General features: G+C 51.4%; 17 protein-coding genes. 4 read left to right on the top strand and 13 right to left on the bottom strand.

The features are described 5' to 3' along the window. Positions 1-128 precede the first annotated feature (128 nt). The gene (locus HF894_RS08370; protein WP_204971619.1) at positions 129-1730 is read right to left on the bottom strand and encodes a DUF4270 domain-containing protein; all 1602 of its coding nucleotides are present in this window, start codon (positions 1728-1730) and stop codon (positions 129-131) included. Between the two features lie 28 nt (positions 1731-1758). Further along, positions 1759-2580 (bottom strand): glycogen/starch synthase, encoded by an 822-nt coding sequence (locus HF894_RS08365; RefSeq protein WP_204971618.1) that lies wholly within the window; start codon positions 2578-2580, stop codon positions 1759-1761. A gap of 241 nt (positions 2581-2821) precedes the next feature. Between HF894_RS08365 and panC the strand changes: the two genes are divergently transcribed. Together panC and panD are read left to right on the top strand one after the other, a co-directional pair. Further along, on the top strand, positions 2822-3667 hold the full coding sequence (panC, locus tag HF894_RS08360) for a pantoate--beta-alanine ligase (RefSeq protein ID WP_021846558.1): 846 nt from the start codon (positions 2822-2824) through the stop codon (positions 3665-3667). A gap of 21 nt (positions 3668-3688) precedes the next feature. After that, the gene (gene panD, locus HF894_RS08355; protein ID WP_204971617.1) at positions 3689-4042 is read left to right on the top strand and encodes an aspartate 1-decarboxylase; all 354 of its coding nucleotides are present in this window, start codon (positions 3689-3691) and stop codon (positions 4040-4042) included. A 74-nt stretch (positions 4043-4116) separates the two neighbouring features. On the opposite strand, the gene HF894_RS08350 is transcribed toward panD, so the two are convergent. The 8 genes from HF894_RS08350 to HF894_RS08315 all read right to left on the bottom strand — a co-directional run bounded on the left by HF894_RS08350 (position 4117) and on the right by HF894_RS08315 (position 16353). Further along, complete coding sequence (locus HF894_RS08350; protein ID WP_204971616.1) at positions 4117-4875, bottom strand: copper homeostasis protein CutC; 759 nt, start codon at positions 4873-4875, stop codon at positions 4117-4119. A 36-nt stretch (positions 4876-4911) separates the two neighbouring features. Beyond that, positions 4912-6450 carry a ribonuclease Y gene (gene rny, locus HF894_RS08345; RefSeq protein WP_204969823.1) on the bottom strand — a complete coding sequence of 513 codons (1539 nt, stop codon included), beginning with the start codon at positions 6448-6450 and terminating at the stop codon, positions 4912-4914. Between the two features lie 110 nt (positions 6451-6560). Continuing rightward, positions 6561-6899 (bottom strand): cell division protein ZapA, encoded by a 339-nt coding sequence (locus HF894_RS08340; RefSeq protein WP_075317864.1) that lies wholly within the window; start codon positions 6897-6899, stop codon positions 6561-6563. 18 nt (positions 6900-6917) lie between these two features. Beyond that, entirely contained in the window at positions 6918-7211 is a 294-nt protein-coding gene (locus tag HF894_RS08335; protein WP_075317863.1) for a hypothetical protein, read from the bottom strand. Between the two features lie 190 nt (positions 7212-7401). Further along, the gene (locus HF894_RS08330; RefSeq protein WP_204969822.1) at positions 7402-8214 is read right to left on the bottom strand and encodes a DUF6261 family protein; all 813 of its coding nucleotides are present in this window, start codon (positions 8212-8214) and stop codon (positions 7402-7404) included. A gap of 444 nt (positions 8215-8658) precedes the next feature. After that, entirely contained in the window at positions 8659-10767 is a 2109-nt protein-coding gene (locus HF894_RS08325) for a PL29 family lyase N-terminal domain-containing protein (protein WP_204969821.1), read from the bottom strand. A 226-nt stretch (positions 10768-10993) separates the two neighbouring features. Continuing rightward, entirely contained in the window at positions 10994-13684 is a 2691-nt protein-coding gene (locus HF894_RS08320) for a 4-alpha-glucanotransferase (RefSeq protein WP_204971615.1), read from the bottom strand. Positions 13685-13815: 131 nt separating this feature from the next. After that, positions 13816-16353 (bottom strand): adenosylcobalamin-dependent ribonucleoside-diphosphate reductase, encoded by a 2538-nt coding sequence (locus HF894_RS08315; RefSeq protein WP_075317859.1) that lies wholly within the window; start codon positions 16351-16353, stop codon positions 13816-13818. A 345-nt stretch (positions 16354-16698) separates the two neighbouring features. Here HF894_RS08315 and HF894_RS08310 point away from each other — a divergent pair, with 345 nt between their 5' ends. Further along, the gene (locus HF894_RS08310; RefSeq protein WP_021848343.1) at positions 16699-17433 is read left to right on the top strand and encodes an NADPH-dependent oxidoreductase; all 735 of its coding nucleotides are present in this window, start codon (positions 16699-16701) and stop codon (positions 17431-17433) included. Positions 17434-17468: 35 nt separating this feature from the next. Here the strand turns inward: HF894_RS08310 and dnaA are convergent, their stop codons facing one another. From dnaA to HF894_RS08295, 3 genes are all read right to left on the bottom strand, one after another. Then, positions 17469-18866 carry a chromosomal replication initiator protein DnaA gene (dnaA, locus tag HF894_RS08305; RefSeq protein WP_021848344.1) on the bottom strand — a complete coding sequence of 466 codons (1398 nt, stop codon included), beginning with the start codon at positions 18864-18866 and terminating at the stop codon, positions 17469-17471. A gap of 347 nt (positions 18867-19213) precedes the next feature. Continuing rightward, positions 19214-20107: an MlaD family protein gene (locus HF894_RS08300; RefSeq protein WP_204969818.1), complete on the bottom strand. Its 894-nt coding sequence runs from the start codon at positions 20105-20107 to the stop codon at positions 19214-19216. Positions 20108-20130: 23 nt separating this feature from the next. Continuing rightward, complete coding sequence (locus HF894_RS08295; protein WP_021848346.1) at positions 20131-21339, bottom strand: N-acetylmuramoyl-L-alanine amidase family protein; 1209 nt, start codon at positions 21337-21339, stop codon at positions 20131-20133. A gap of 192 nt (positions 21340-21531) precedes the next feature. On the opposite strand from HF894_RS08295, the gene HF894_RS08290 reads away from it, so the two are divergent. Then, positions 21532-22506, top strand: coding sequence for a transporter (locus HF894_RS08290; RefSeq protein WP_204971614.1), 975 nt, complete (start codon positions 21532-21534; stop codon positions 22504-22506). Positions 22507-22584: the final 78 nt, after the last annotated feature.

Here is a 22584-nt window from a genome sequence, read left to right as displayed (position 1 = left end):
AAAATATCGAGATTATCTTCAGAATATCGCTGCTTGAAAAAGTTAACAACGCTCTTATCGTTGATAAAGAAAAGAGGGTGAATCGCGTATTACGACACACCCTCATTTCACTATATTCTTGGGAATTGTTATTCTTGAAAGCGGGTATAGGTTACTTCCAGCGTCAGTTTGGTTCCGCCGTTGTCCGGGTCGCCTCCCTGCAGTTTAGCGTAGCTGGGCTGCAAGTCGTGTTCTACAGCTGTAGTTGTTGTAGAGTTTGTTCCTGTCGATTGGGTACTGATGTTTACTGGGATGAGTAATACTTTGTTCCAATCAGGGTTTTCTTCGTTCCATTTCTTGTTCCACGCTTCTTCATCCCATGTGGTTCCTGCTTCTTCTTTTGCCTTGTCGCGTGCAGCTTTCTTTTCGTTGATGCAAGTAGATACAAGGCGAGCGATGTTTTGGAAGGTGTATTGGTTAGTTGCAACGCTATTATGAATAGCGGTGAAAGAAGTGATGTTATCGTTCACCTTGTTTTCCTCGAAGAACGATTTCAGTTCCTGCTTGCGTAGCAGCAATACGTTGCTTGGCGCATCCATACTGAACTTGTAGTTATTCTTCTCATTATAATTGGTGAATGTCAATTTCGCTGAGTTAAGCGTGTCTTTGGACAATTCCTGATAGATTTCATCATAGGGTAGGGTTGCCTCTGTGAAGATACCGGCGGGCGACTTGATGTAAGTCCAGTTCTTTTCTTCAGCTTTCTCTTTTAACTTTTCTGAATTGGCAAACTGGTTAGCCTGTATTACTTCTTTGGTCGATGCAAACAGAGTTTCTGCACCATAATAGATTGAATCTTCACCGATTTGCCCGTTTTCATCAGTCACTTTCTTTTTGAGAGCAACTCCCAGGCTGTCTACGTAGTGGAAGCGGAACTGGAACTGGAGGTCTATGCGGTCTGCATAGAGGATGGTTCCGTCGCCGAAGTCGTTCTGGATGCAGACGCCCTTGAATACGTTGTTAATGAAGTTGTCTGCATTATCGAAATAGTTATTTTCACCTTTTTCGTAAGCCTTGTTCAGGTCATATATCTTTTGTCCTATTTCCGTGTCGAGATTGAATACGATACTGGGTGAATATGTATAATTGCCGTTGGAGTCTGTTGCAAAGCGAACAGAATCGGGTACGGTAGCATCATAGGCCGTATAGGCTTTTCTTCCCAAGAGGGTTCCTTTATAGTCGTTGATATTGATGTCCGTGTAGCGGTAGTGTTTGGTCCCGTCCTGGCGTTCTTGTATCCAACGATCGTTCAGTTCGTAGGCGCTCATGCGGCAGGCATTTAGGGAATCACCGAACCAGCTGCTATAATAAAGGATCAGCTTCAGTCCTGCTACGTTTTCGTCTACGCGTGTACCTTTACCCTTCAAGGTGTCTCCGCTGTAGTACTCTTCATAGAGAGGAGGCAGCGTTTCCGAGAATTTGAAGTTGTCCGTACAGTTTAGTTCGGTCAGGAAGCTGGATGTATAGGCTCCGAACTCGGGGTCGGTGAAGCGGCCTACATATCCGGTACTGGTCTTGGCATATACGGCGTCTGCCAGATAAGAATGGGTTGTGACGTCGAAAGTGATGGTATGTGCAGACATCCCGTCCGAGTCGGGGAGCATCCCCATACCCAGTGTATTGGTGGTGTCGTCGCAAGCAAAGAATACGAGAGCCGCTGTCAGCAATGCTCCTATATGCTTAAGTCTCATAGATTTCAGTTTTTGCTTTTTTTTGATGTCATTGTTCTGTTTCTGCAACCAGGTCGTAGAAGCTGTTGCAACGGTCTGCCATGTCTTCGCCTCCCTGGTACTCCAACACGGGTTTTCCCAGACTCCGTGCGTAGTCTAGCACTTCCTGGTTCACGTGTTCGCTTTGCTGAATGACTCCGTCGGAATACTCCACAGCCAGTTTGCACAAAGTGGTGAAGTCCACGGGTTCTTTCAGTTTAGCGAGGTCCTTTTTGGCGATACCTTTCAGCATCAGCTTGGTCGCAAAGTCCGGATGGAAGTTTTGTTTGAAGTCGTTCTCGTAGAGTGAGAAGATCACTTTGGAATTTCTGTACGAAGGCTCTTCCCGGTATGCCCTCTTGATGTAGAGGGGAGCCAAGGCCGTCATCCATCCGTGGCAGTGTATGATGTCGGGGCACCAACGCAGCTTTTTCACCGTTTCGAGCACTCCTCGTGCATAGAAGATGGTTCGTGCGTCGTTGTCTTCATATTCTACACCGTTTTCGTCGGTGATTTGCAGCCGGTTCTGGAAGAAGTCATCGTTGTCTATGAAGTAGACCTGCATTCGTGCAGACTGGATGGAGGCCACTTTTATGATCAGCGGGTGGTCGGTGTCGTCGATGATGAGATTCATTCCCGACAAGCGTATCACCTCATGCAGCTGGTTGCGGCGTTCGTTGATATTCCCCCATTTGGGCATGAATGTTCTGATCTCTCTGCCTTTCTCTTGGATGGCTTGCGGCAGGTTACGACCGGTTAGGGACAGTTCGGTTTCAGGAACATAGGGGGTGATTTCTTGTGTGATAAATAAAACCTTGTTAGCCTTTGTCATACTCTTCATCAATTATTGCGCAAAGTTACAAAAAAAAACGCTCACAGCGTCAAGATGGGATGGCTATAATTCCTTATGATTTGTTAAGTGCTTGTATTTCAATATTGCTTTTTCGGCTGGAAAGTTCTGTTCGGACATGCTTTTTCTACAAAAAATGCGATATTTCTTCGTTATGTGGTAAATAATAGCTTATTTTGCACCGCTTTTGAAACAACCCTGTATTTATCAAACGTTAAAAGTAATGGAAATAGTACATTCTATCAAGGACTTGCAGGCGGGACTTGCCGCTTTGCGTGCCCAGGGTAAGACGGTGGGACTGGTGCCCACTATGGGAGCTTTGCATGCGGGACATGCTTCGCTGGTTAAGCGGAGTGTGGCCGAAAACGATGCCACGGTGGTGAGCATCTTTGTCAACCCCACTCAGTTTAATGACAAGAACGATTTGGCCAAATATCCGCGTACGCTGGAGGCCGACTGCCGCCTGCTCGAGCAGTGTGGAGCTACGTTCGCCTTTGCGCCGTCGGTCGAAGAGATTTATCCCGAACCGGATACCCGTCACTTCAGCTATGCTCCGCTGGATACGGTGATGGAAGGCGCTTTCCGTCCGGGACACTTCAACGGTGTTTGCCAGATTGTGAGCAAACTGTTCGATATGGTGAAGCCCGACCGTGCCTATTTCGGCGAGAAAGACTTCCAGCAGCTGGCCATCATCCGCGAGATGGTACGTCAGATGAAGTTCCCGCTGGAGATTGTAGGTTGTCCCATCGTCCGCGAGGCCGACGGGTTGGCTTTGAGCAGCCGCAACCAGCGTCTGTCTGCTGACGAGCGTCAGACTGCGCTGAAGATTTCGCAGACACTCTTTGCCAGCGTTGAGTTTGCAGCTTCGCATACGGTGGCCGAGACGCAGAAGTTCGTCGAAGATTCCATCGCTGCCGTTCCAGGTCTCCGTCTGGAGTATTTCGAGCTGGTGGATGGGAATACGTTGCAGAAAATTGCCGATTGGGCCGACACGGATTATGCCGTGGGCTGTATCACCGTCTTTTGCGGCGAGGTTCGTCTCATCGACAATATCAAGTACAAGTCTTAACCCAATAAACAGAAATACATTATGATGATTGAAGTATTGAAGTCCAAGATCCACTGTGCCCGTGTTACGGAGGCTAACCTGAACTACATGGGTAGCATTACGATTGACGCGGACCTCATGGACGCGGCCAACATGATTGCCGGCGAGAAGGTGTACATTGCCGACAACAACAATGGCGAACGTTTCGAGACTTATATCATTAAAGGTGAGCGCGGCTCCGGAAAGATTTGCCTGAACGGTGCGGCCGCACGCCGTGTGCAGCCCGATGACATCGTGATCATCATGTCCTATGCGTTGATGGATTTCGAGGAGGCCAAGTCGTTCAAGCCGACGGTTGTCTTCCCCGATCCGGCCACGAACAAGGTGGTGCGCTGAGGCTGCTTTCCTTCCGATATTGAAAATGGCACACGGATGAAACCTTGCGTTGTCCGTGTGCCATTTTTGTATTCTTACCCCTTGTGTGCCGCTGCGATGGTGTCGCGGACGCGGCGTTCGGTGGTGACGGGGCGGGTATATTCTTCTATTCGTACAGTGCCGCCCATGGACACGGCGTCGTTGTGCCAGGCCATGTCGCTTTCTACGGTTTCGCGGGCGGAGAAGTGGAACTCCGTGATGCCCGTCTCGCGGGCGATGCGGGCGATGTTTCCCACGTTCACCCCGCAGCCGGCCAGGAGCGTGATGCGTCCGGCGGCGGCTTTCTGCAATTCACGCAGCAGGGGAATGCCCGCTTCGGCAGTGGGTTGTTGTCCTGAGGTCAGGATGCGGTGGCAGCCCAGGCCGATGATGTCTTCCAGTGCACGGAAGGGGTCGCGGCAGACGTCGAAGGCACGGTGGAACGTGACCGACATGCCTTGTGCCGCCTTCATCAGCCGTCCCATCAGGGGCAGGTCTACGGTACCGTCGGCTGTCAGGCAGCCCAACACCACGCCGTCGGCACCCAGGCGCCGGGCGTTGGCGATGTCTTCCAGCATGATGCGCTCTTCGAGGGGAGAGTAGCGGAAATCGCCGCCGCGGGGGCGGATGATGACGTGCAGACGGGTGCGGTCCAGCAGGCTGCGTGCGGTGGCGATGTCTCCGAAGGAGGGGGTTGTGCCTCCTTCGGGGATGCCGGCACACAACTCCACGCGGTCCGCGCCGCCGGCCTGTGCGGCCAGGCAGCTCTCTACGCCGTTGGCGCAGACTTCGAACTGGAAGCGGGGAGGGTTCATGATTAGGGAGTCTGTTTATGTTGTTTTCAATTCGTTTTACTTCGCATAGCTGACGGCGCGTGTCTCGCGGATGACAGTGATTTTCACCTGTCCCGGATACGTCATCTCGTCCTGTATCTTCTTAGCGATTTCGCCGGACAGGCTCTCCGTCTGCTTGTCGTCTATCTTGTCGGCACCGACGATGACGCGTAGTTCGCGGCCGGCCTGGATGGCGTAGGTCTTCGTCACGCCCGGATAGGACATGGCCAGCTGTTCCAGGTCGTTGAGGCGCTTGATGTAGGCTTCCACGATTTCGCGGCGTGCACCGGGTCGTGCGCCCGAGATGGCGTCGCACACCTGGACGATGGGTGCCAGCAGGCTGGTCATTTCCGTCTCGTCGTGGTGGGCACCGATGGCATTGCAGATATCCGGTTTCTCCTTATATTTTTCGGCCAGCTTCATGCCGTAGAGGGCGTGTGGCATTTCGGGTTCTTCGTCAGGCACCTTGCCGATGTCGTGCAGCAGGCCGGCGCGTTTGGCCTTCTTCGGGTTCAGGCCCAGCTCCGAGGCCATGACGGCGCAGAGGTTGGCCGTCTCGCGGGCGTGTTGCAGCAGGTTCTGGCCGTAGGACGAACGGTATTTCATCTTTCCGATGATGCGGATCAGTTCGGGGTGCAGGCCGTGGATACCCAGGTCGATGGTGGTGCGTTTGCCGGTCTCGATGATTTCTTCCTCCACCTGCTTGCGTACCTTGTTCACCACTTCCTCGATGCGGGCGGGGTGGATGCGGCCGTCGGTGACGAGCTGGTGCAGGGCCAGGCGGGCTATCTCGCGGCGCACGGGGTCGAAGGCCGAGAGGACGATGGCTTCGGGCGTGTCGTCCACTACGATTTCAACGCCGGTGGCAGCTTCCAGGGCGCGGATGTTGCGTCCTTCGCGGCCGATGATGCGGCCCTTGATTTCGTCCGATTCAATGTGGAACACGGTGACCGAGTTTTCGATGGCCGTTTCCGTGGCTACGCGCTGGATGGTCTGGATGACGATGCGTTTGGCTTCCTTGTTGGCCGTCAGCTTGGCTTCGTCCATGATGTCGTTGATGTACGACTGTGCCTGCGTCTTGGCTTCTTCCTTGAGCGATTCTACCAGGCGTTCCTTCGCCTCGTCGGCCGAGAGGCCCGAGATGGTTTCCAGTTTTTCGATTTCCTGGCGTTGCAGGTGGTCCAGTTCGTCCTTCTTCTTGTCGACGATGCCCAGCTGTGCTTCCAGGTTTTCGCGGATGGCGTCGGCTTCCTGCTTCTTGCGTTGCAGTTCTTCCTGTCGTTGGTTCAGCACCAGTTCGCGTTGTTTCAGTTTGTTTTCGGCCTGTTGGATTTTCTGGTTACGGGCGGCCACTTCCTTTTCCAGGTCGGCTTTCTTGTTGAGGAACTTTTCCTTTACTTCGAGCAACTTGTTTTTCTTGATCACTTCCGCTTCGGCTTCCGCGTCCTTCAGGATGCCGTCGTATTTCGCCTTCAGGCCTTGCTTGAAGAGCACGTACGAGGCGGCGGCTCCGATGAGGAGGCAGGCGAGGGACACTACTATCGTAACTACTGTCATTTTGATAATTTGTTTTAATATGTATATAAATAAAAAAGCACTGCCGGAGTCTTCCGCCCGTCGGTTCGGGAGGGGTGGAAGGTCTCGTACAGTGCGTGGTTTTTGTTTTCTCATCTGGTTTGCGGCCCGGGGGCTGCGTCGGGAGGGTTGTCCGGTGCTTCCGTTTCCTTGAAGCAGGCTTCGATCGCCTCCGTCAGTTCTTTGAGCTTCGCCGTATAGGGGGCGGTGTCGTTCCGCTGTTCCATCCGCAGGGTTTCCAGTGCAAACTGGTAGGCCACCATGCCGAGCAGCTGTTCGTTACTCGCTTCCGGGTAGTAGTCCCTATACTGTTTGAGCCTGACATTGACCTGTCGGGCGGCTTCCCTGACCGTTTCCTCGTCGTCGCGGCGGATGCTGAGGGGGTAGGTGGTGCCTGCCATGAGCAGGTGTATCTTTATCTTATCGTTCATACATCTTCGTCTCCTTCGTTATTCATTCAGCAGGGCGATGCATTTGTCGACTTCACGCACTAATTTTGACAATCGCAGCTTCGTCTCTTTCACGTCGCTGCCGTTAAGGCTGATTGTCGTAGCTGTTTTTAGGTCGGTGTAGCGTTTTTCCAGGGCCCGGTAGGCGGCTTGCGAGGCGGCGCAGTCGGCCCGGCAGGCGTTCAGGAGCTCCTTCAGACGCGCGTTTTCGCGTCGCTGTTCATCGTGCAGATAAATCAGGTGGCGCAGCCGTGCTTCAAAGGTTTTCAGTAGCTCTTTTTCTTCTTCTGTCATCTCTACACCAAAATTGTACACAAAAATACGATTTACTTGGATATTACAAAAACTTTTTGCCGAAAAATCGTGTTTTCGGCAAAATTATTGCGAATGTGGCGGGCGGACGCACCGTGGTGCGTCCCTACATCCAAAAAAAGGGGCTTGCGCCCCCATTTTCAATTTTCAATTTTCCATTTTCCATTCTCCATTATAGAGGGCTTCCGCCTTCGCCCTCGTCGCCGCCCGGCTCTTCGGGTTCGGGTTCAGGCTCCGGCGTGTCCGTGCCGGGGTCGGGGGTCGAGCCGTCGCCTGTGGAGTGCGAATGGTTGTCTTCCTGTTGCGTGCGGTAGATGAGGCCGTTCACCGAGTCGATAAACGTGTTCAGTGCGTCCGAGGGCGAGGCGATGGCGAAGGCGTTCACCAGCAGGACAATCTGCTGGTAGCACGCGTCCACCCGGCCCCGCAGCTCGCGGGTGTCGATGGCCTCCAGCGCCTGGCGCTGCTGCGCGTCGGCCTGGCTCAGGCGGTGCAGCTCCTCGAAGGCGGTGTTTGCCTCCTCCAGCAGGTCCACCTCGGCGTCCAGGCCCAGCACGGTCACCAGCGGAGCGTTTCCGGCCGAGCGCAGGGCCTCCACCAGCCCGCGCAGCTGGGCGGTCTCCTTCATGTACGACTGGTCGCCCACGTTCCGGTAGGAGTCGATGATGGATTTCAGTTGCAGCGCCGCCGTCTTCTTCTCGTTGTCCAGCGAGCGCACCTGCGCCTTGATGATGTTCATCAGGACGCCTGCGCCGTGGTCGCGACGCAGGTCGGCGTCGGCCAGCTGCTGCGTGTAGCGTTGCGCCGAGGGACGGTTGACGATGGCCGCCTCCTGTTCCAGCAGGGCGGCATACTGCGCGGCCTGCGCCTCCACGTGCAGGGCGGCGGCGGTGGCCTGCAGCAGGTACTTGTTCACCTGGGTATGAAATTCCAGATGGGTGCTGACGGGCGGGCTTGTCAGCGAAATGGGTACAATCTGTTTCATAATGTTGTTTTTTTAGTTGACAATTCGTTTTTTTATCCTCCCCCGCGTGCGGGGCTGGGCTTCCGAGGGCTCGTACGGGCAGAAACGCGTGCGGGGCTGGGTTTCCGAGGGCTCGTACGGGCAGAAACGCGTGCGGGGCTGGGCTTCCGAGGGCTCGTACGGGCAGAAACGTGCGCGGGGCTGGGTTTCCGAGGGCTCGTACGGGCAGAAACGTGCGCGGGGCGAGGCTTCCGAGGCCTCGGATTGACAGAACGGCACGCGGGGCCGGACACAACCCCGCTTTCCGACGCCAAATCCTGTCATTTTGCTACTTTTGCCGTTTCCGTCCCCCGGCGGCTATGTTTCGGGTGGATTGTCCGTGTGTTCCATCACGTCCTCCTTTCTTTTTGGGGGTTATACTTCGGTTACTTATTATCCAATCAGCCAAACTTTCGGGCTGCCTTTTTATGGTTGCTGCATCAATACAGGTAAACCCTCATTGCTGAGATCATAATACCAAGTTGTGAGACCATTCAAGGCGGCGTTCATGGCATCAACAGCCGTCTTCCAGATAACGTTGCCTTCCACCTTGGCGGTTCCGCCGGTGCTTCCGCTGCCGGTGCCTTGTTCCTGATTGTTCTCCCAGTAGCAGGCGGTGAAAGTACCTTGGTCATTGCAGCCAGCGATGCCGCCGATTCTATCTCCTACTGAACTGGTGATTTCGCCCGTGGCGTGATAGCAGGCGGTTACGGTACCTTGGCCGTTTATACCCACCACGCCGCCGACATTAGCGTGACCATACGTTATCGTGGCAGTAACGTTGCCCGTGGAGTAGCAGGCCATGAGCGAGCAGCCATTTCCCAAGTTGCCCACCACGCCGCCGACAGAGCTAATGCCCGATACAGCCGCAGTGGAATGGCAGCCCTCGATGGTTGACCCGATTAAGCTGCCGGTTCCTGTGTCATAATTAGGAACACAGAGTCCGGATATTCCACCGACATTGGTATTACCCGTCACAGTCCCTTCCGCTGAGCAGCCGGAGATGGTGCTAAAATTTCGTCCTACGATACCGCCGGTCTGGTTTTGTCCTGTCACCGTGCCATTGACCGAGCAATTCTCTACAGTGCCATCGGTCTGTCCCGCAATGCCGCCGACGTACGTGCCACCTGTTACGTTCACTTCTGTCAGCGTTACGTCCTGCACCTTGCCTCCGCTGCCGAGACGGCCAATCAGTCCTACATTGTCCGTTCCCGATTGGTCAATCTTCAGCCCCGTGATGGTATGGTTGCCGCCGTCGAAGGTGCCGGTGTATGGTTGGCTTTCAGTGCCTATCGGCGTCCACTCTCCCGTCAGGGTGAGGTCTGTGTCAAGGGTGATGTTGATGTCGGTCTTGCCCTCTTCGTTCACCAGCTTGGCGAGGTTCTTCAGGCCCTCGGCGGAGGTCACGGTGTAGTTGCCCTGTCCGTCGTCGGTATAGCCCGGGTCTTCCAGCAGTCGCGAGGCCGTCAGCTTGCTGCCGTCGGTGAGGAGGAGGGAGACATCGAGCAGGGCGTAGGGCTGGGTGCCCGGCGTGACGGTGAGGGTGTTTTGCTCGGTTCCCTTTACGACCGTCCAGTCGCTGACGTCGGCGCGGGTCAGCACGGCGTCCACGGACGAGATTTGCGCCACGATTTCCTGATATTTGATGTCATTATCTATATAAAGGTAGAAGGTGGTCGCCCCGTTGATGGTTACCGTGGCGTTGGTGAAGGTGGTGCCGTCCTTTTCCGCTTCGGTCAGGATGCGGAAGGGCTGGTAGGCGGCCACGCGGAAAGTAGATTGGTCGGTCAGGGTGAAGACGTAGTAGTTTCCTTCCTTTTGGGGTTCATCGGAGAACCAGGCGTCGCCGTTCGTGCCGTCCTTGCCGCTGACGCGGTACCACGTCGCGCCGTTGTCCACGCTCAGGTACCAGGCGTTGTCGATTGCCTTGCCGTTGTCGGTCTGGACGTTACCGCTTGCAGGGATGTTGCTACCCAGCAGGATTTGCGGCGTGGGGGCGGAAGTGCCGTCGTTGCCTTGCGGGCCTTCGGGGCCTGTGGCTCCGTCTTCGCCGTCTTCGCCGTCGGCTCCGTCGGCTCCGTCCAGTCCGTTGGCGCGGATGGGGTTGCCTTGGGCGTCGGTCAGGAGTTCGCCGTTCAGCGTCCAGTACCAGTTGCCGTCCTCCGCCTGCGCGAGGCCTATCTGCGGCGTCTGTCCGTCGGCTCCGTCGGCACCGTCCTCGCCGTCGGCGCCCTTCGCACCGTTATAGATGGTGATGGGGTCGGAGTGCAGGAAGGTGATGGTGTAGCCCACCGTCTGGCCGTCCTCCGTCACGGCGCTGACGCCGGTGATCATGTCCGTGGTGTTCAGCAGCTCCTGCATGGCTGCGATGCTTTGGTTGGTCTGTTCCTGCCACTTCTCCAGCGCGGCGAGGCGCTCTTCGTGGTCGTTCACTTTGTCCCAGAGGGCGGAGTCGTCGTAGTCGTCCGCGCAGGCGGCCGGCAGCAGCATCATCGCCACCGCTGCCAGCGTTTGCATGAATGTTCTTTTATACATACTTATCTTTATTGGTATTTGCGGCACAAAGTACAAAATGAATTAAGATTATGCAAACATCTCGCGAAAAAAATGGATACGCGGACGATGTAGGGACGCACCACCCCTGTCATGTTGAGCGGCGGGCAGGGGGTAGAACGTTTTCAGGCCGTCCCGAAATGAAAGTCAGTGTTCATCCCGAGACGGCCTGAAGGGAAAATCCGTTTCCGGCAAGGACGGCGATGCGTCAGCGTCCGCTGTCGGCAATCATCTGCCGGATCTTGTTGTTCAAGTCGTCGGCGGCCATGAGTTGTTCCAGCGTCAGGTGCATGCGGTAGCGCCAGTAGTGGCGTGGGTTGGCAGGCACGTTGATGCGCTCTTCGGCCACGTTGGGGTTGCGCAGCTGCCCGTCGACCGACATCCAGTCCTGGAAGGAGAGGATGCTGAGCATGGAGTTGCTCGTCAGATGGGCGCGCACCACCTGCTCGCACAGTTCGGGCGTGGCCACGGCAGGGGCAGTGCCGTAGTGGCCTAGAGCGTGGTTGTAGTAGCGCTGCGTCTGCTGGGCGTCTTCCTCCCACCAGCCACGCAGGGTGGACATGTCGTGGGTGGAGATGGTGCAGACGGAACGGTAGGGATACCATTCGGGGTGTCCGAACTCCTGGCTGGGGTCCTTAGGCATGCGCTGTATCTCGAGCGAGAGGATGCGTAGCTCGTTCATCACCCACGCCACGCAGGCGGGAATCATGCCGAGGTCTTCGCCGCAGACGAGCATGCGGGTGGACTGCGTCAGCTGCGGGAGCTTCTTCATGGCCTGCTGTCCCCAGAAATCGTTGTGGCGGTGGTAGTAGTAGTGGTCGTACAGGCGGTTGAAGGCGGCTTTCTCCCAGTCGTTCAGCGAGCGATAGATGTAGTCGTGCTGCACGCCAATGCGTGGATGGTATTTCGAGGGATCGTTGCGGTCGGGCACGAACAGAACGTCGCTGATAAGGGCGTAAAGGCCGTCGCGTATCCAGACGCTGTCGTCGTCGGTCTTGCCGTCGAAGTAGGCTTCCACCTTGCGCTGTGTGTCGAACTCGGGACGCATACGGTAGACTTCCCACGTGTCGGTGGGCTCGATGAAGGTCTGCTTCACGTAGTCGGTGTGCGGGCCGAACATCTGTCCGAGGAAGTACTCGTGGATATAGGGTTTCAGGAACTCGGGACGGAAGCCGAGGCCGTAGCTCTCGATTTCTTCACGCGTCATGGGCAGGGCAGGGACGAACTGTCCCAGCAGGCCGTGGACGGCGTCCATCGGAATCTCCCAGATGCGGAAGAAGCCCAGGATGTGGTCGATGCGGTAGGCGTCGAAGTATTCGGACATTTTGCGGAAACGCTTCATCCACCAGGCATAGCCGTCTTGCTCCATCACGTCCCAGTTGTAGGTGGGGAGGCCCCAGTTCTGTCCGTTGGCAGAGAAGTCGTCGGGCGGGGCACCTGCCTGTCCGTTCAGGTTGAAGTAATGGGGCTCCTTCCAGGCCTCGACACTGTTGCGGCTGATGCCGATGGGGATGTCGCCCTTGAGCACCACTCCGTTGGCACGGGCATGGCGGGTAGCAGCTAGCAGCTGGCGGTGGAGCTGGTACTGGATGTAGTAGTAGATGGCGATATGTGGATAGTCGGCCGACTGGGGATTGCACAAGGTGTCGATGTCTTCCTGGCGGTAATCGTTGTAGCGCGGCCACTCGCGGAAGTTAGGTGTCCGGTGGGCGTCGCGCAGATAGCTGAAGACGGCATAGGGTTGGAGCCATTCCTTGTTGGTCTCGAAGAAGGCGCGGAAGTCTTCGGATGCCAGCACAGCTTCGCCTTCCTGGGCGAAGATCAGGCGAAAATATTCCCACTTGGCTTCGTTGACGGCTTCGTAGTCGATGGCGGGCAGGGCATTCAGTTCCTGGCGTCGCTGTTCGAACTGCTCCATTTTCTCGCGGTCGTCCAAGGTACCCAGTTGTCGCAGGTCGGTGTACATGGGGTGGAAGGCGTAGATGGAGATGCTGCTGTAGGGATAAGAGTCGGTCCATGAGTGAGTCATGGTCGTGTCGTTGATCGGGAGAATCTGCACGGCCTTCTGGTGGGTTTTGACGGCCCAGTCGATCATCTTCATCAGGTCACCGAAGTCGCCCACGCCGAAGCTGCCTTCGGAGCGGAGGGAGAAGACGGGGATGGCCGTGCCGGCACCCTTCCAGGCGGGCAGACTGAAGTAGACGTAGCGGTCGCCTACAACCAGTGTCTCGGCGTCGCCCAGTTTCGGATCGGCCAAATAGCGGTTGGGATTGTTTTCCCAAGCCACGACGCGGCTTTCTTCTTTCTTATAGAGGACGAATTTGTATTCCAGCGGGAAGGTCAGGTCGGAGGCGTCGATTTCCACCTGCCATTCGGGGAAGTTGGCGTCGCTCATCAGGATGGCTTTGTCGGGATTCCATCCGCCCAGGGCGTCCACACTTCCACACACAGCCAGTGCATGTCCGCTGTCAATGCAGGGCGCGTAGGCTTTGAGGACCAGGCTGCGTTGGCATCCCCGTGGGGCTGCTTCGCGGTCGTGATGGGCCAGGAGCGACTCAGTGAAGGCCGAGGTGTAGAAATACTGCTGTTCCGGCAGGTTCTTCCAGCTGTCTTCCAGACGGTAGGTCTTGGCGGGATCGTCGGAGACGTACAAGACACGCGGCAGGCTGTTCCATTCGTTGCGGACGGCTTGTCCGTCGCGGTAGACATGGTAACTGTAATGGATTTCTTTCGTTTCGGGTAGTCCGATTTCGACTTCCGCTGTCCAGTGTATACCGTCCACTGTATGCATGGGAACGGCTTGTCCGGGCATGTTACTTCCTAATTCGGGGACGGAACCCAGGACTTTGATTTCCTCTCCCCAACTGGTACGATATTCGATGTTGAATGAAAGTATCATATTATTAGATTTATATGAACGACAATAGCTGCATTGACTATGCAAGTATAGAAAATATTCTTCATAGTCATGCAGCTATCGTTGTCCAAGTATTTTAAAATCCTATGCAAACGTTTGTGTTTGCAGCCCGTTTATCCGCAGCGGGAAGCACCGCAAGTCTTGCAGATGAGGCAGCCTTCCTGGTAGACGAGACTCTCATTGCCGCAGTTGGGACATTTCTGACCCTTGGCCTCTGTGCCGTCGAGCACATATTTTTTCAAGGCACGTTCTACACCGTTTTTCCAGGTGTTGATGTTTTCGCTGTCAAGCTGTAGGGATCCTACCAGCTTGATGACCTGCTCGATAGGCATGCGGTAGCGTAGTACGCCTGAGATAAGCTTGGCGTAGTTCCAGTATTCCTTATTGAACTTCTCGGACAAGCCTTCAATCGTGACTTTGTAGCCGCGCTTGTTCTCGAACTGGAAGTCGTAACGCTTGATACCGTTTTCGTCAACATTCTTGATGATGTGGCCTGAAACGACATTCTTGGGGAGTACGATACCTTCGTCATCGTCAAGCACACCGGTGAAAATTTCGTAGGGGTGTCCGTTGAGCAGGCCCACGAAAGCCACCCATTTTTCTTTATTGTTCTGGAAGCGTACCACTTCGGCGTCGAGCACTTTGGGGCGTGTTTCGACAATCGTAGGCGGTTTGCAGGGGGGCAATTCGTCTTTCTTGTCGCTTTTGGTAGAGATGAGCACGCCCGAGCGTGAACCGTCGCGGTAGACGGTACATCCCTTGCAACCCGAACGCCAGGCTTCTACATAGAGACGGTTGACCAGTTCTTCGTCGACATTGTTGGGCAGGTTGATGGTGACGCTGATGGAGTGGTCCACCCACTTCTGCACGCGTCCTTGCATTTTGACTTTCATCAGCCAGTCTACGTCGTTGGACGTGGCTTTATAATAGGGTGAGCGTGTCACCATTTCGTCGATTTCTTCTTGGGTATAACGCTTGGCAGGGTTAAGGCCCTGAGCTTCCATCCAAGTGACGAACTTCGGGTGGAACACTACATATTCTTCGAATGCGTCACCGGTTTCGTCTACAAAGTCGATACGGACGTTGGTGTCGTTGGGGTTTACTTTGCGACGGCGTTTGTATACCGGCAGGAACACAGGCTCAATACCCGAGGTGGTTTGCGTCATCAGGCTGGTGGTTCCGGTAGGAGCGATGGTTAGGCAGGCGATATTGCGTCGACCGTATTGGGCCATTTCTTCGTAGAGCTCAGGATCGGCTTCACGCAGGCGGTTGATGAACGGATTGTTCTTTTCGCGTTCGGTGTCGTAGATTTCGAATGCTCCGCGTTCTTTTGCCATTTCGACCGACGAGCGGTAAGCGCTCAGGGCGATGGTCTTGTGTACTTGTTCAGAGAAAGCTGTTGCTTCTTCCGTACCATAGCGCAGGTTTAGAGCAGCCAGCATATCGCCTTCGGCCGTGATACCTACCCCGGTACGGCGTCCTTGGCCACTCTTTTTGTAGATCTTTTGCCATAGAGTACGTTCTGTTTCCTTGACAGCATCGCTTTCCGGATCGGAGTCTATCTTTTCCATGATCCGTTCGATTTTTTCCAACTCCAGGTCGATAATGTCGTCCATGATTCGCTGTGCCAAGGCTACATGTTTCTTGAACAGCTCGAAGTCGAAATAAGCGTCGGGTTTGAATGGATTGACCACGTAAGAATAGAGGTTGATAGCCAGTAGACGGCATGAATCGTACGGGCAAAGGGGAATTTCACCGCAAGGATTGGTAGATACAGTGCGGTAGCCCAAGTCTGCATAACAGTCAGGGACAGATTCGCGGATGATAGTGTCCCAGAATAGTACGCCGGGTTCAGCAGACTTCCATGCGTTGTGGACAATTTTCTTCCACAGAGTACTTGCGTCTATGGTTTTCTTTACAAGCGGATTGGGGCTGTCGATTGGGTATTGTTGTACATAAGGAGTACCGCTGACGGCGGCTTCCATGAATGCGTCATCCAGTTTCACCGAAACATTAGCGCCTGTCACCTTGCCTTCAGTCATTTTGGCGTCGATGAAAGCTTCAGAATCGGGATGTTTGATGGAAACGCTGAGCATTAGGGCACCACGGCGTCCGTCTTGTGCTACCTCGCGGGTGGAGTTCGAATAGCGTTCCATAAAAGGAACCAAACCGGTGGAAGTGAGGGCCGAGTTCTTTACCGGAGATCCTTTGGGACGAATGTGTGAAAGATCGTGGCCTACGCCGCCGCGTCTTTTCATCAGCTGTACTTGCTCTTCGTCGATTTTGAAGATGGCGCCGTAAGAGTCGGCTTCACCGTCTACTCCAATTACGAAGCAGTTGGACAGAGAAGCAACCTGGTAATTGTTTCCGATGCCTGTCATGGGGCTTCCTTGTGGAACGATGTATTTGAAGTGATCCAACAGCTTGAACAACTCTTCGGCGCTCAAGGAATTGGGATACTTGGCCTCAATACGAGCCACTTCGTTTGCGATACGCCAATGCATATCTTCTGGTGACTTTTCGTAAATATTGCCGAAGGAGTCCTTGACGGCATATTTGTTCACCCATACCCTGGCAGCCAGTTCATCGCCTTGGAAGTATTGTAAAGATGCTTCAAAGGCTTCCTGATAAGTAAAAGTTCTCTTTTCCACGATGGTCTATTCTTTTAGATTTTATTGATTCAATTAGCAATATTGTAGAAGTTTTGCCATTGGCTAACAAATGTGTTTGCAAATCTATGAATGTTTTTCCATCCGACAAAATAAATAATCATGTTTTTATCAACAGATTGCAAGTTTCTTGTTTATAACAGTTATCTGTCTGTATTTTAGATGTTTACTATTTTGGAATATATGGGGAAGTTTTCAAAAAAGAAAAGCAGTGAGCATATGAGAAGATTTTTGAATTGTTTTTTAGGTATGGAGTGGGGAAGGATTATGCCTAGAAAGAAGGTAATTACTTAAATCTTTTATATATTTGCAGAAAAAAGAAGAAGTATGGGAAGCTTGAAACAGAGAAAAACAATCCGTAAATATCAGCAGAAGGACATTCCTGTTGATTTGTTAAATGATTTACTTGAAACGGCGTTTCGTGCATCGACCGTTGGAAACATGCAGACCTATAGCGTGGTGGTGACCCGCGATGCCGACCGGAAGGGTAAACTGGCTCCGGCACATTTCAATCAGCCAATGGTGACAGCTGCGCCGGTTGTACTCACTTTCTGTATAGATTTGAACCGGTTTAGCAAATGGTGTCGGCAGCGTCAGGCCGAGCCGGGGTATAATAACTTTGAATGGTTTGTAACGGGAGCTGTTGATGCCTTGCTGGCTGCTCAGACATTTTGCGTGGCCGCCGAGGAAAAAGGATTGGGTATTTGCTATTTGGGTACTACTACATACAATCCTCATTTGATTATTGAAGCACTGGAGTTGCCGGAGTTGGTGTTCCCCATCACGACCGTTACAGTGGGATGGCCGGCTGAAGATCCTGCTCAAGTTGATCGTTTGCCATTGGAAGCGGTAGTTCATGAAGAAGTTTATCACGACTATACGCCTGAGGACATTGACCGTTTGTATGCTTATAAAGAATCATTGCCCGAGAATAGACAGTATGTGACAGAAAATAGTAAAGCGACTTTAGCCCAAGTCTTTACGGATGTTCGCTATACGAAAAAAGATGCAGAAGCCATGTCTGAATTGCTATGGAATATAATGAAAAAGCAGGGATTTTGATCCCTGCTTTTTCATCGTTATGAGTTTACTTTATCCTATTGTTGTTTCAAGGCCGTCTGTATTTCTTCTAATTCGGCTTGGAAACTTTTACTTACTTCTTTCAGCTCACTGATCGTTTTGCAGGCATGTAGAACGGTTGCATGGTCTTTGTTGCCTATTAAAGAACCAATTTTGGCCGTTGAAAAGTCTGTGTGATTTTTAGCCAGATACATGGCAATCTGTCGTGCCTGTACCACTTCTCGCTTTCTGGATTTTGTATGGATAGCACTTGTATCCAAATCAAAGTGCTTGCATACCGTATTGATGATATTGTCTATCGTTATGGCTTTACTTTCGTTTTGGGTAACTTTACGTACAATCCGTTGAGCCAGTTCCAAATCTACATCTTTATTATAGATGGTTGAATGGGCCATGATGGAAATAATGATACCTTCCAGATCGCGTACGCTGTCACTTACGTTTTCTGCGATATAATTAATAACTTCTGGAGGAAATTGCAAACCGTCACGACGTATTTTGTTGCGTAAGATATCTTTGCGCAGTTCGACGGTCGGCTTTTCGAGCTCGGCAACCATACCCCACTTAAAACGAGTGACGAGGCGTTCTTCCATACCTTGTAGGAGTACAGGGGCACGATCCGAAGTTAGGATAAGCTGTTTCCCGTTCTGATGTAGATGGTTGAAGATGTGAAAGAACGTGTTTTGAGTTTTGGTAACTCCAGCAAATTCCTGGATATCATCGATGATCAGCACGTCAATTGTCTGGTAGAAGTTGATGAAGTCGTTAGTCGTATTGTTGCGTACGGAGTCCGTGTATTGCACCTGAAATAAGTGGGCCGAGACATACAACACCCGTTTTTCAGGGTAAAGTTCCTTAATTTTGGTTCCGATGGCATTGGCGAGGTGAGTTTTCCCTACGCCAGATGCTCCATAGAAGAATAGCGGATTGAAAATGGTTTTGGCCGGATTGAGTGCAACAGCTTCTGCCACACTACGTGAAAGTTTGTTGCTTTCTCCCTCTATGAATGTTTCGAAATTGTAATCTCTATTCAGGTGAGGGTCGAGTTCGGTTATTTGTGGTGTCTGCGGAATGTCTTTGGTTGTAGTCTTGCGTACAGCAGATACCGGAGTGGACGAACCGGAATGAGTAGGCAGAGGAACAGCTGTAGGTGGGTTTTTAACCACCATTACACTGTACATCAATTTGGTTCTTTCGCCAAAAACCTTATGAATTGTTTGGCGTAGCAAATCCAGGAATTTCTCTTCCAGAAATTCATAAAAGAATTGGCTCGGCACCTGCAATACCAAGGTATCGTCCTCAAATTTTAATGGGACGATTGGACAAAACCAAGTTTTATATGTCTGTTCAGGAACGTTGTCGCGAATGATGTCAAGACACGCGTTCCATAGTCCGACATGATTGTTTTTACTCATAACGGCTATCTACATTTATCAATTTAGCGAAACTTCTACGTTTGCAAAATTGGGTATCTTATTTGAAAAAAACAAATGCTTTTTTTCTTGCTTTTTTCATTCAATGAATAAGGTCTTTACTTTCAGCTATTTATCGCATAACGTGCAAACAGCCCTTTGAGAAGGGCTGTTGCTTTTTTAAAAGGACTTGTATATTAGTATATTACGAATGTCTATGTAAATCTATAAGACTTTTATTCTTTGTGATGGAATAGTCCTTAATGCTTTGAATTACCCTATTTTCTTAGCTTCTTGCAGCTTTTGCTAAATTTGCCTTTATTTAGATGAATTCTATATAATAGATTTTTTTATTTGTCTTTTTTGCCGAAAAGCGAGAAATGAACATAGCGTTTGGGGTGGGCTTTCAAGTCTTCGAGTAAACTAGCAGCATTGGCCGTTGTTGCATTCAGGTTCTGGTAAAGCTGTGGGTCGTTTAGCAGTAAGCCTACGGTATTATCTTTGCTATTCAGCTTGTCTGTAAGTGTTCGTACGTTAGCCAGTGTAGAATCTATTTTTTGCATGGCTGCAGCATAATCGATTTGCTTGAGGTTATCGGACATGGCAATGAAATTGTCGCCGATGGTGTTCAACTTGCCTGTCAGTTGCGGGATATCATTGCTCATAAGTACCTTCAATTGTTTGCTGGTTGCATTCATGTTGGCCGTCAGTTCTTCGATATTCTTTAATGATGCAGGAATGGCTGGATTGGCCAGTACTGCGTTAAGAGAACTGAGAATGGAGTCGAGCTTAGGCATCATTTGCTCGATTTGAGGCATCATGTTAGCTACCTTTTCCATCATTCCGTTGTTTAAGTATCCGGGGATGGTATCACCGATTTGGTAGCGTTCACGCGGATTGTTGGCAAGTAGTAAGTTCATGCGAACTCCTCCCAGCATTTCAGCGGCCAGTTCTGCACTACTTCCTTTCGGTATACGCAGTTCAGGGTCTACGTCAATTTCGGCTACTACATTGCCAGGGGCATCATAGTCGTAATAGAGTTCGCGTACGAGTCCCACTTTATATCCATCGGCGTAGACCGGGCTTGATTTTGTGAGACCGTTGACGTTTTGGAATTTGACATAAAAGTAACTGGCTGGTTTGAACAGGTGGATACCTTTCAGATAGTTGATACCATATACTAATATGCATAGAGCTGCAATACCTGCAATACCTATCTTTACTTCTTTTGTGATATACTTCATGATGATTTGTCTTTATTGAATGGTTATTTCTTGTTTTCTTTAAATTCGCGGATAGCGGTAGCTGTATCCATTTTTTTCCCGTTCTTGAAGGCTATGATGAAAGCGTCTTTTATCCGTTTGGAAACGTCCTTCTTAATGCGGAGTATTTCGTTGTAGTTGGTGGACGAACCGTATGTGTACTTATACAGCCCGTTTTCTTTGTAAGAATCTATACCTTTGAGACCTTTGAACTGTTTGTCTTTGGGGGATAATGGTTTAGATGAAGTCAGAATTTGTACTTTAAATACCGGGACTTGTTGGGCGACTTTCTGTGTCTTGGCAGAAGTTGTTGCAACAGATGCCTTTTTCGGTGTAGTGGAAGCAGAGGTAGTACCTTCAGGTTGTGGAACCTCAGATTGTAGAGGCTCAGCTTCAGGCAATGTGTTCCCTTTACTTCCTTCCAATCTCATTTTCTGTTCTTCTTTGTATGTCAGGAAAGCTTGGAAAATGCTGTTTGCCAGTGCTCTCTTGCCAGACTCACTGTTCAGATAGCGTTCCTCTGTCGGGTTGGAGATGAATCCAAGTTCGACCAAAATACTAGGCATTGCACTGGCTTTCAGGACCAGAAAGCCGGCTTGATGTACGCCTCGATCTATGCGTTTCCCTGTTTGTTTGAATTCTTTCTGTACTAATGAAGCCAGGTGGACACTTTGCGACATGTATTTGTCCTGCATGAATTCGAAGATGATATACGATTCTGCAGAATTGGGATTAAACCCTGCATAGCGGGTTTTGTAGTCGTCTTCGTATAAGATTACGGAGTTCTCGCGTTTGGCTACTTCCAGATTAGCATCCGATTTGGCCAGACCTAATGTCCAGGTTGAAGCACCTTGCACGCTTTTATTTCCTCCGACAGAGTTGGTATGAATCGAGATAAACAAATCTGCTTTGGCTTCATTGGCAATCTCTGCTCGTCGGGCTAATGGTATAAATACATCTCTGCTGCGGGTATAGATAACACGCGTGTCAGCGCATTGCTCTTTAATCAGGTTACCCAATTGAAGAGCGACGCTAAGGTTGATGTTTTTTTCCTTGGATATTTTTCCGACAGCTCCCGGGTCATGTCCTCCATGACCGGCGTCGATGACTACGACGAACTTTTTGGATAGGTTGGCTGCCAAACTTGGGTGCATGGGCAAACAGACCATGCAAAAAGTAATATATAATATGTGATAAAGCCTGTTCAAACTCATCTATATATGAATTACTCCGCAAATGTAGTGTAATTTTGCTGAAAACTTGCCGTTTACACTAAGTTTTATTCTTTTTCCATTTATTTTGGTACAGTTTTTAGATGTTGGAGAGCATGTTTTTCATAAATAGAAGCTAATTTTGCACCGCCTAATCTGACAGAGATGGTTAGAGCAATAAAATTGGTGTAATTTATGTTGGCTAATGCTATTATTCGTTTTTTGAAAGACTGGACGCTCCCCGTGGCCATGATAGCCGGAACGTTAGCCTATTTTCTTTTTGCAAGAGTGCCGGTGCTTGCTCCAGTCAAACCTTTGGTCAATGCCTTGGTAGCAATTCTTACGCCGTTGCTGATTTTTGCCCAATTGCTACTCACGTTCTGCAAGGTAGATTTCGCAGATTTGAAGCCGAAAGCCTGGCATGGTTGGTTGCTTTTGTTTCAGACGGTTTCATGTCTTTTGCTTTCGGCATTGTTGGTCTATTGTCCGATGAACGAACTTTATCGGGAGGTGTTCGAAGGAGCTATGGTCTGTCTGATATGTCCTACGGCTACTGCAGCAGCTGTTATTACGGGCAAATTGGGTGGAAGTGCTGCTAGCTTGACTACCTATACTTTGATGTCCAATCTGTTGGCGGCCGTGGCCGTCCCGCTCGTTTTCCCGTTGGTAGAACCTCATGCGGATGTGACTTTCTGGCTGGCTTTTCTGAAAATCCTTAGCAAGGTTTTTCCGTTGCTGCTTTGTCCGTTCCTGTTGGCATGGCTCTTGCGGATTTGGTTGCCTGCTGTTCATCAATGGTTGCTGGAGCGGCATACGGCTGCTTTTTACCTGTGGGGTGTGGCCTTGGCGATTGTTTCTGGTCAGACTGTACGTTCATTAGTCAACAGTACAGCTCCAGGCTATGTGGAGGTGCTGATTGCTTTGGCCGGACTGGTGACATGTTGCGTTCAGTTCTATTTGGGCAAACGTATCGGTGGACATTATAAGGAACGTATCAGTGGTGGTCAGGCATTGGGTCAGAAGAATACCGTGTTGGCTATTTGGATGGCTTATACTTATTTGAATCCTCTTTCTTCAGTGGGTCCTGGCTCCTACGTGTTGTGGCAAAATATTATTAACAGCTATCAGTTATGGAAGAAAAGGAAAGCTGATTTATCCAAGGATGTGTAAGGTAGTTAGGGAATAATTTGTACTTTTGTCGTCGAAAAAGATTGTGCTTACCGTTTCTTCTGTCGTTGGAGTTATAGT

It is taken from the genome of Caecibacteroides pullorum, from assembly GCF_019239235.1.
Taxonomy (GTDB): Bacteria; Bacteroidota; Bacteroidia; order Bacteroidales; family Bacteroidaceae; genus Bacteroides; species Bacteroides pullorum.
This window is presented reverse-complemented; position numbering and strand designations above follow the sequence as displayed.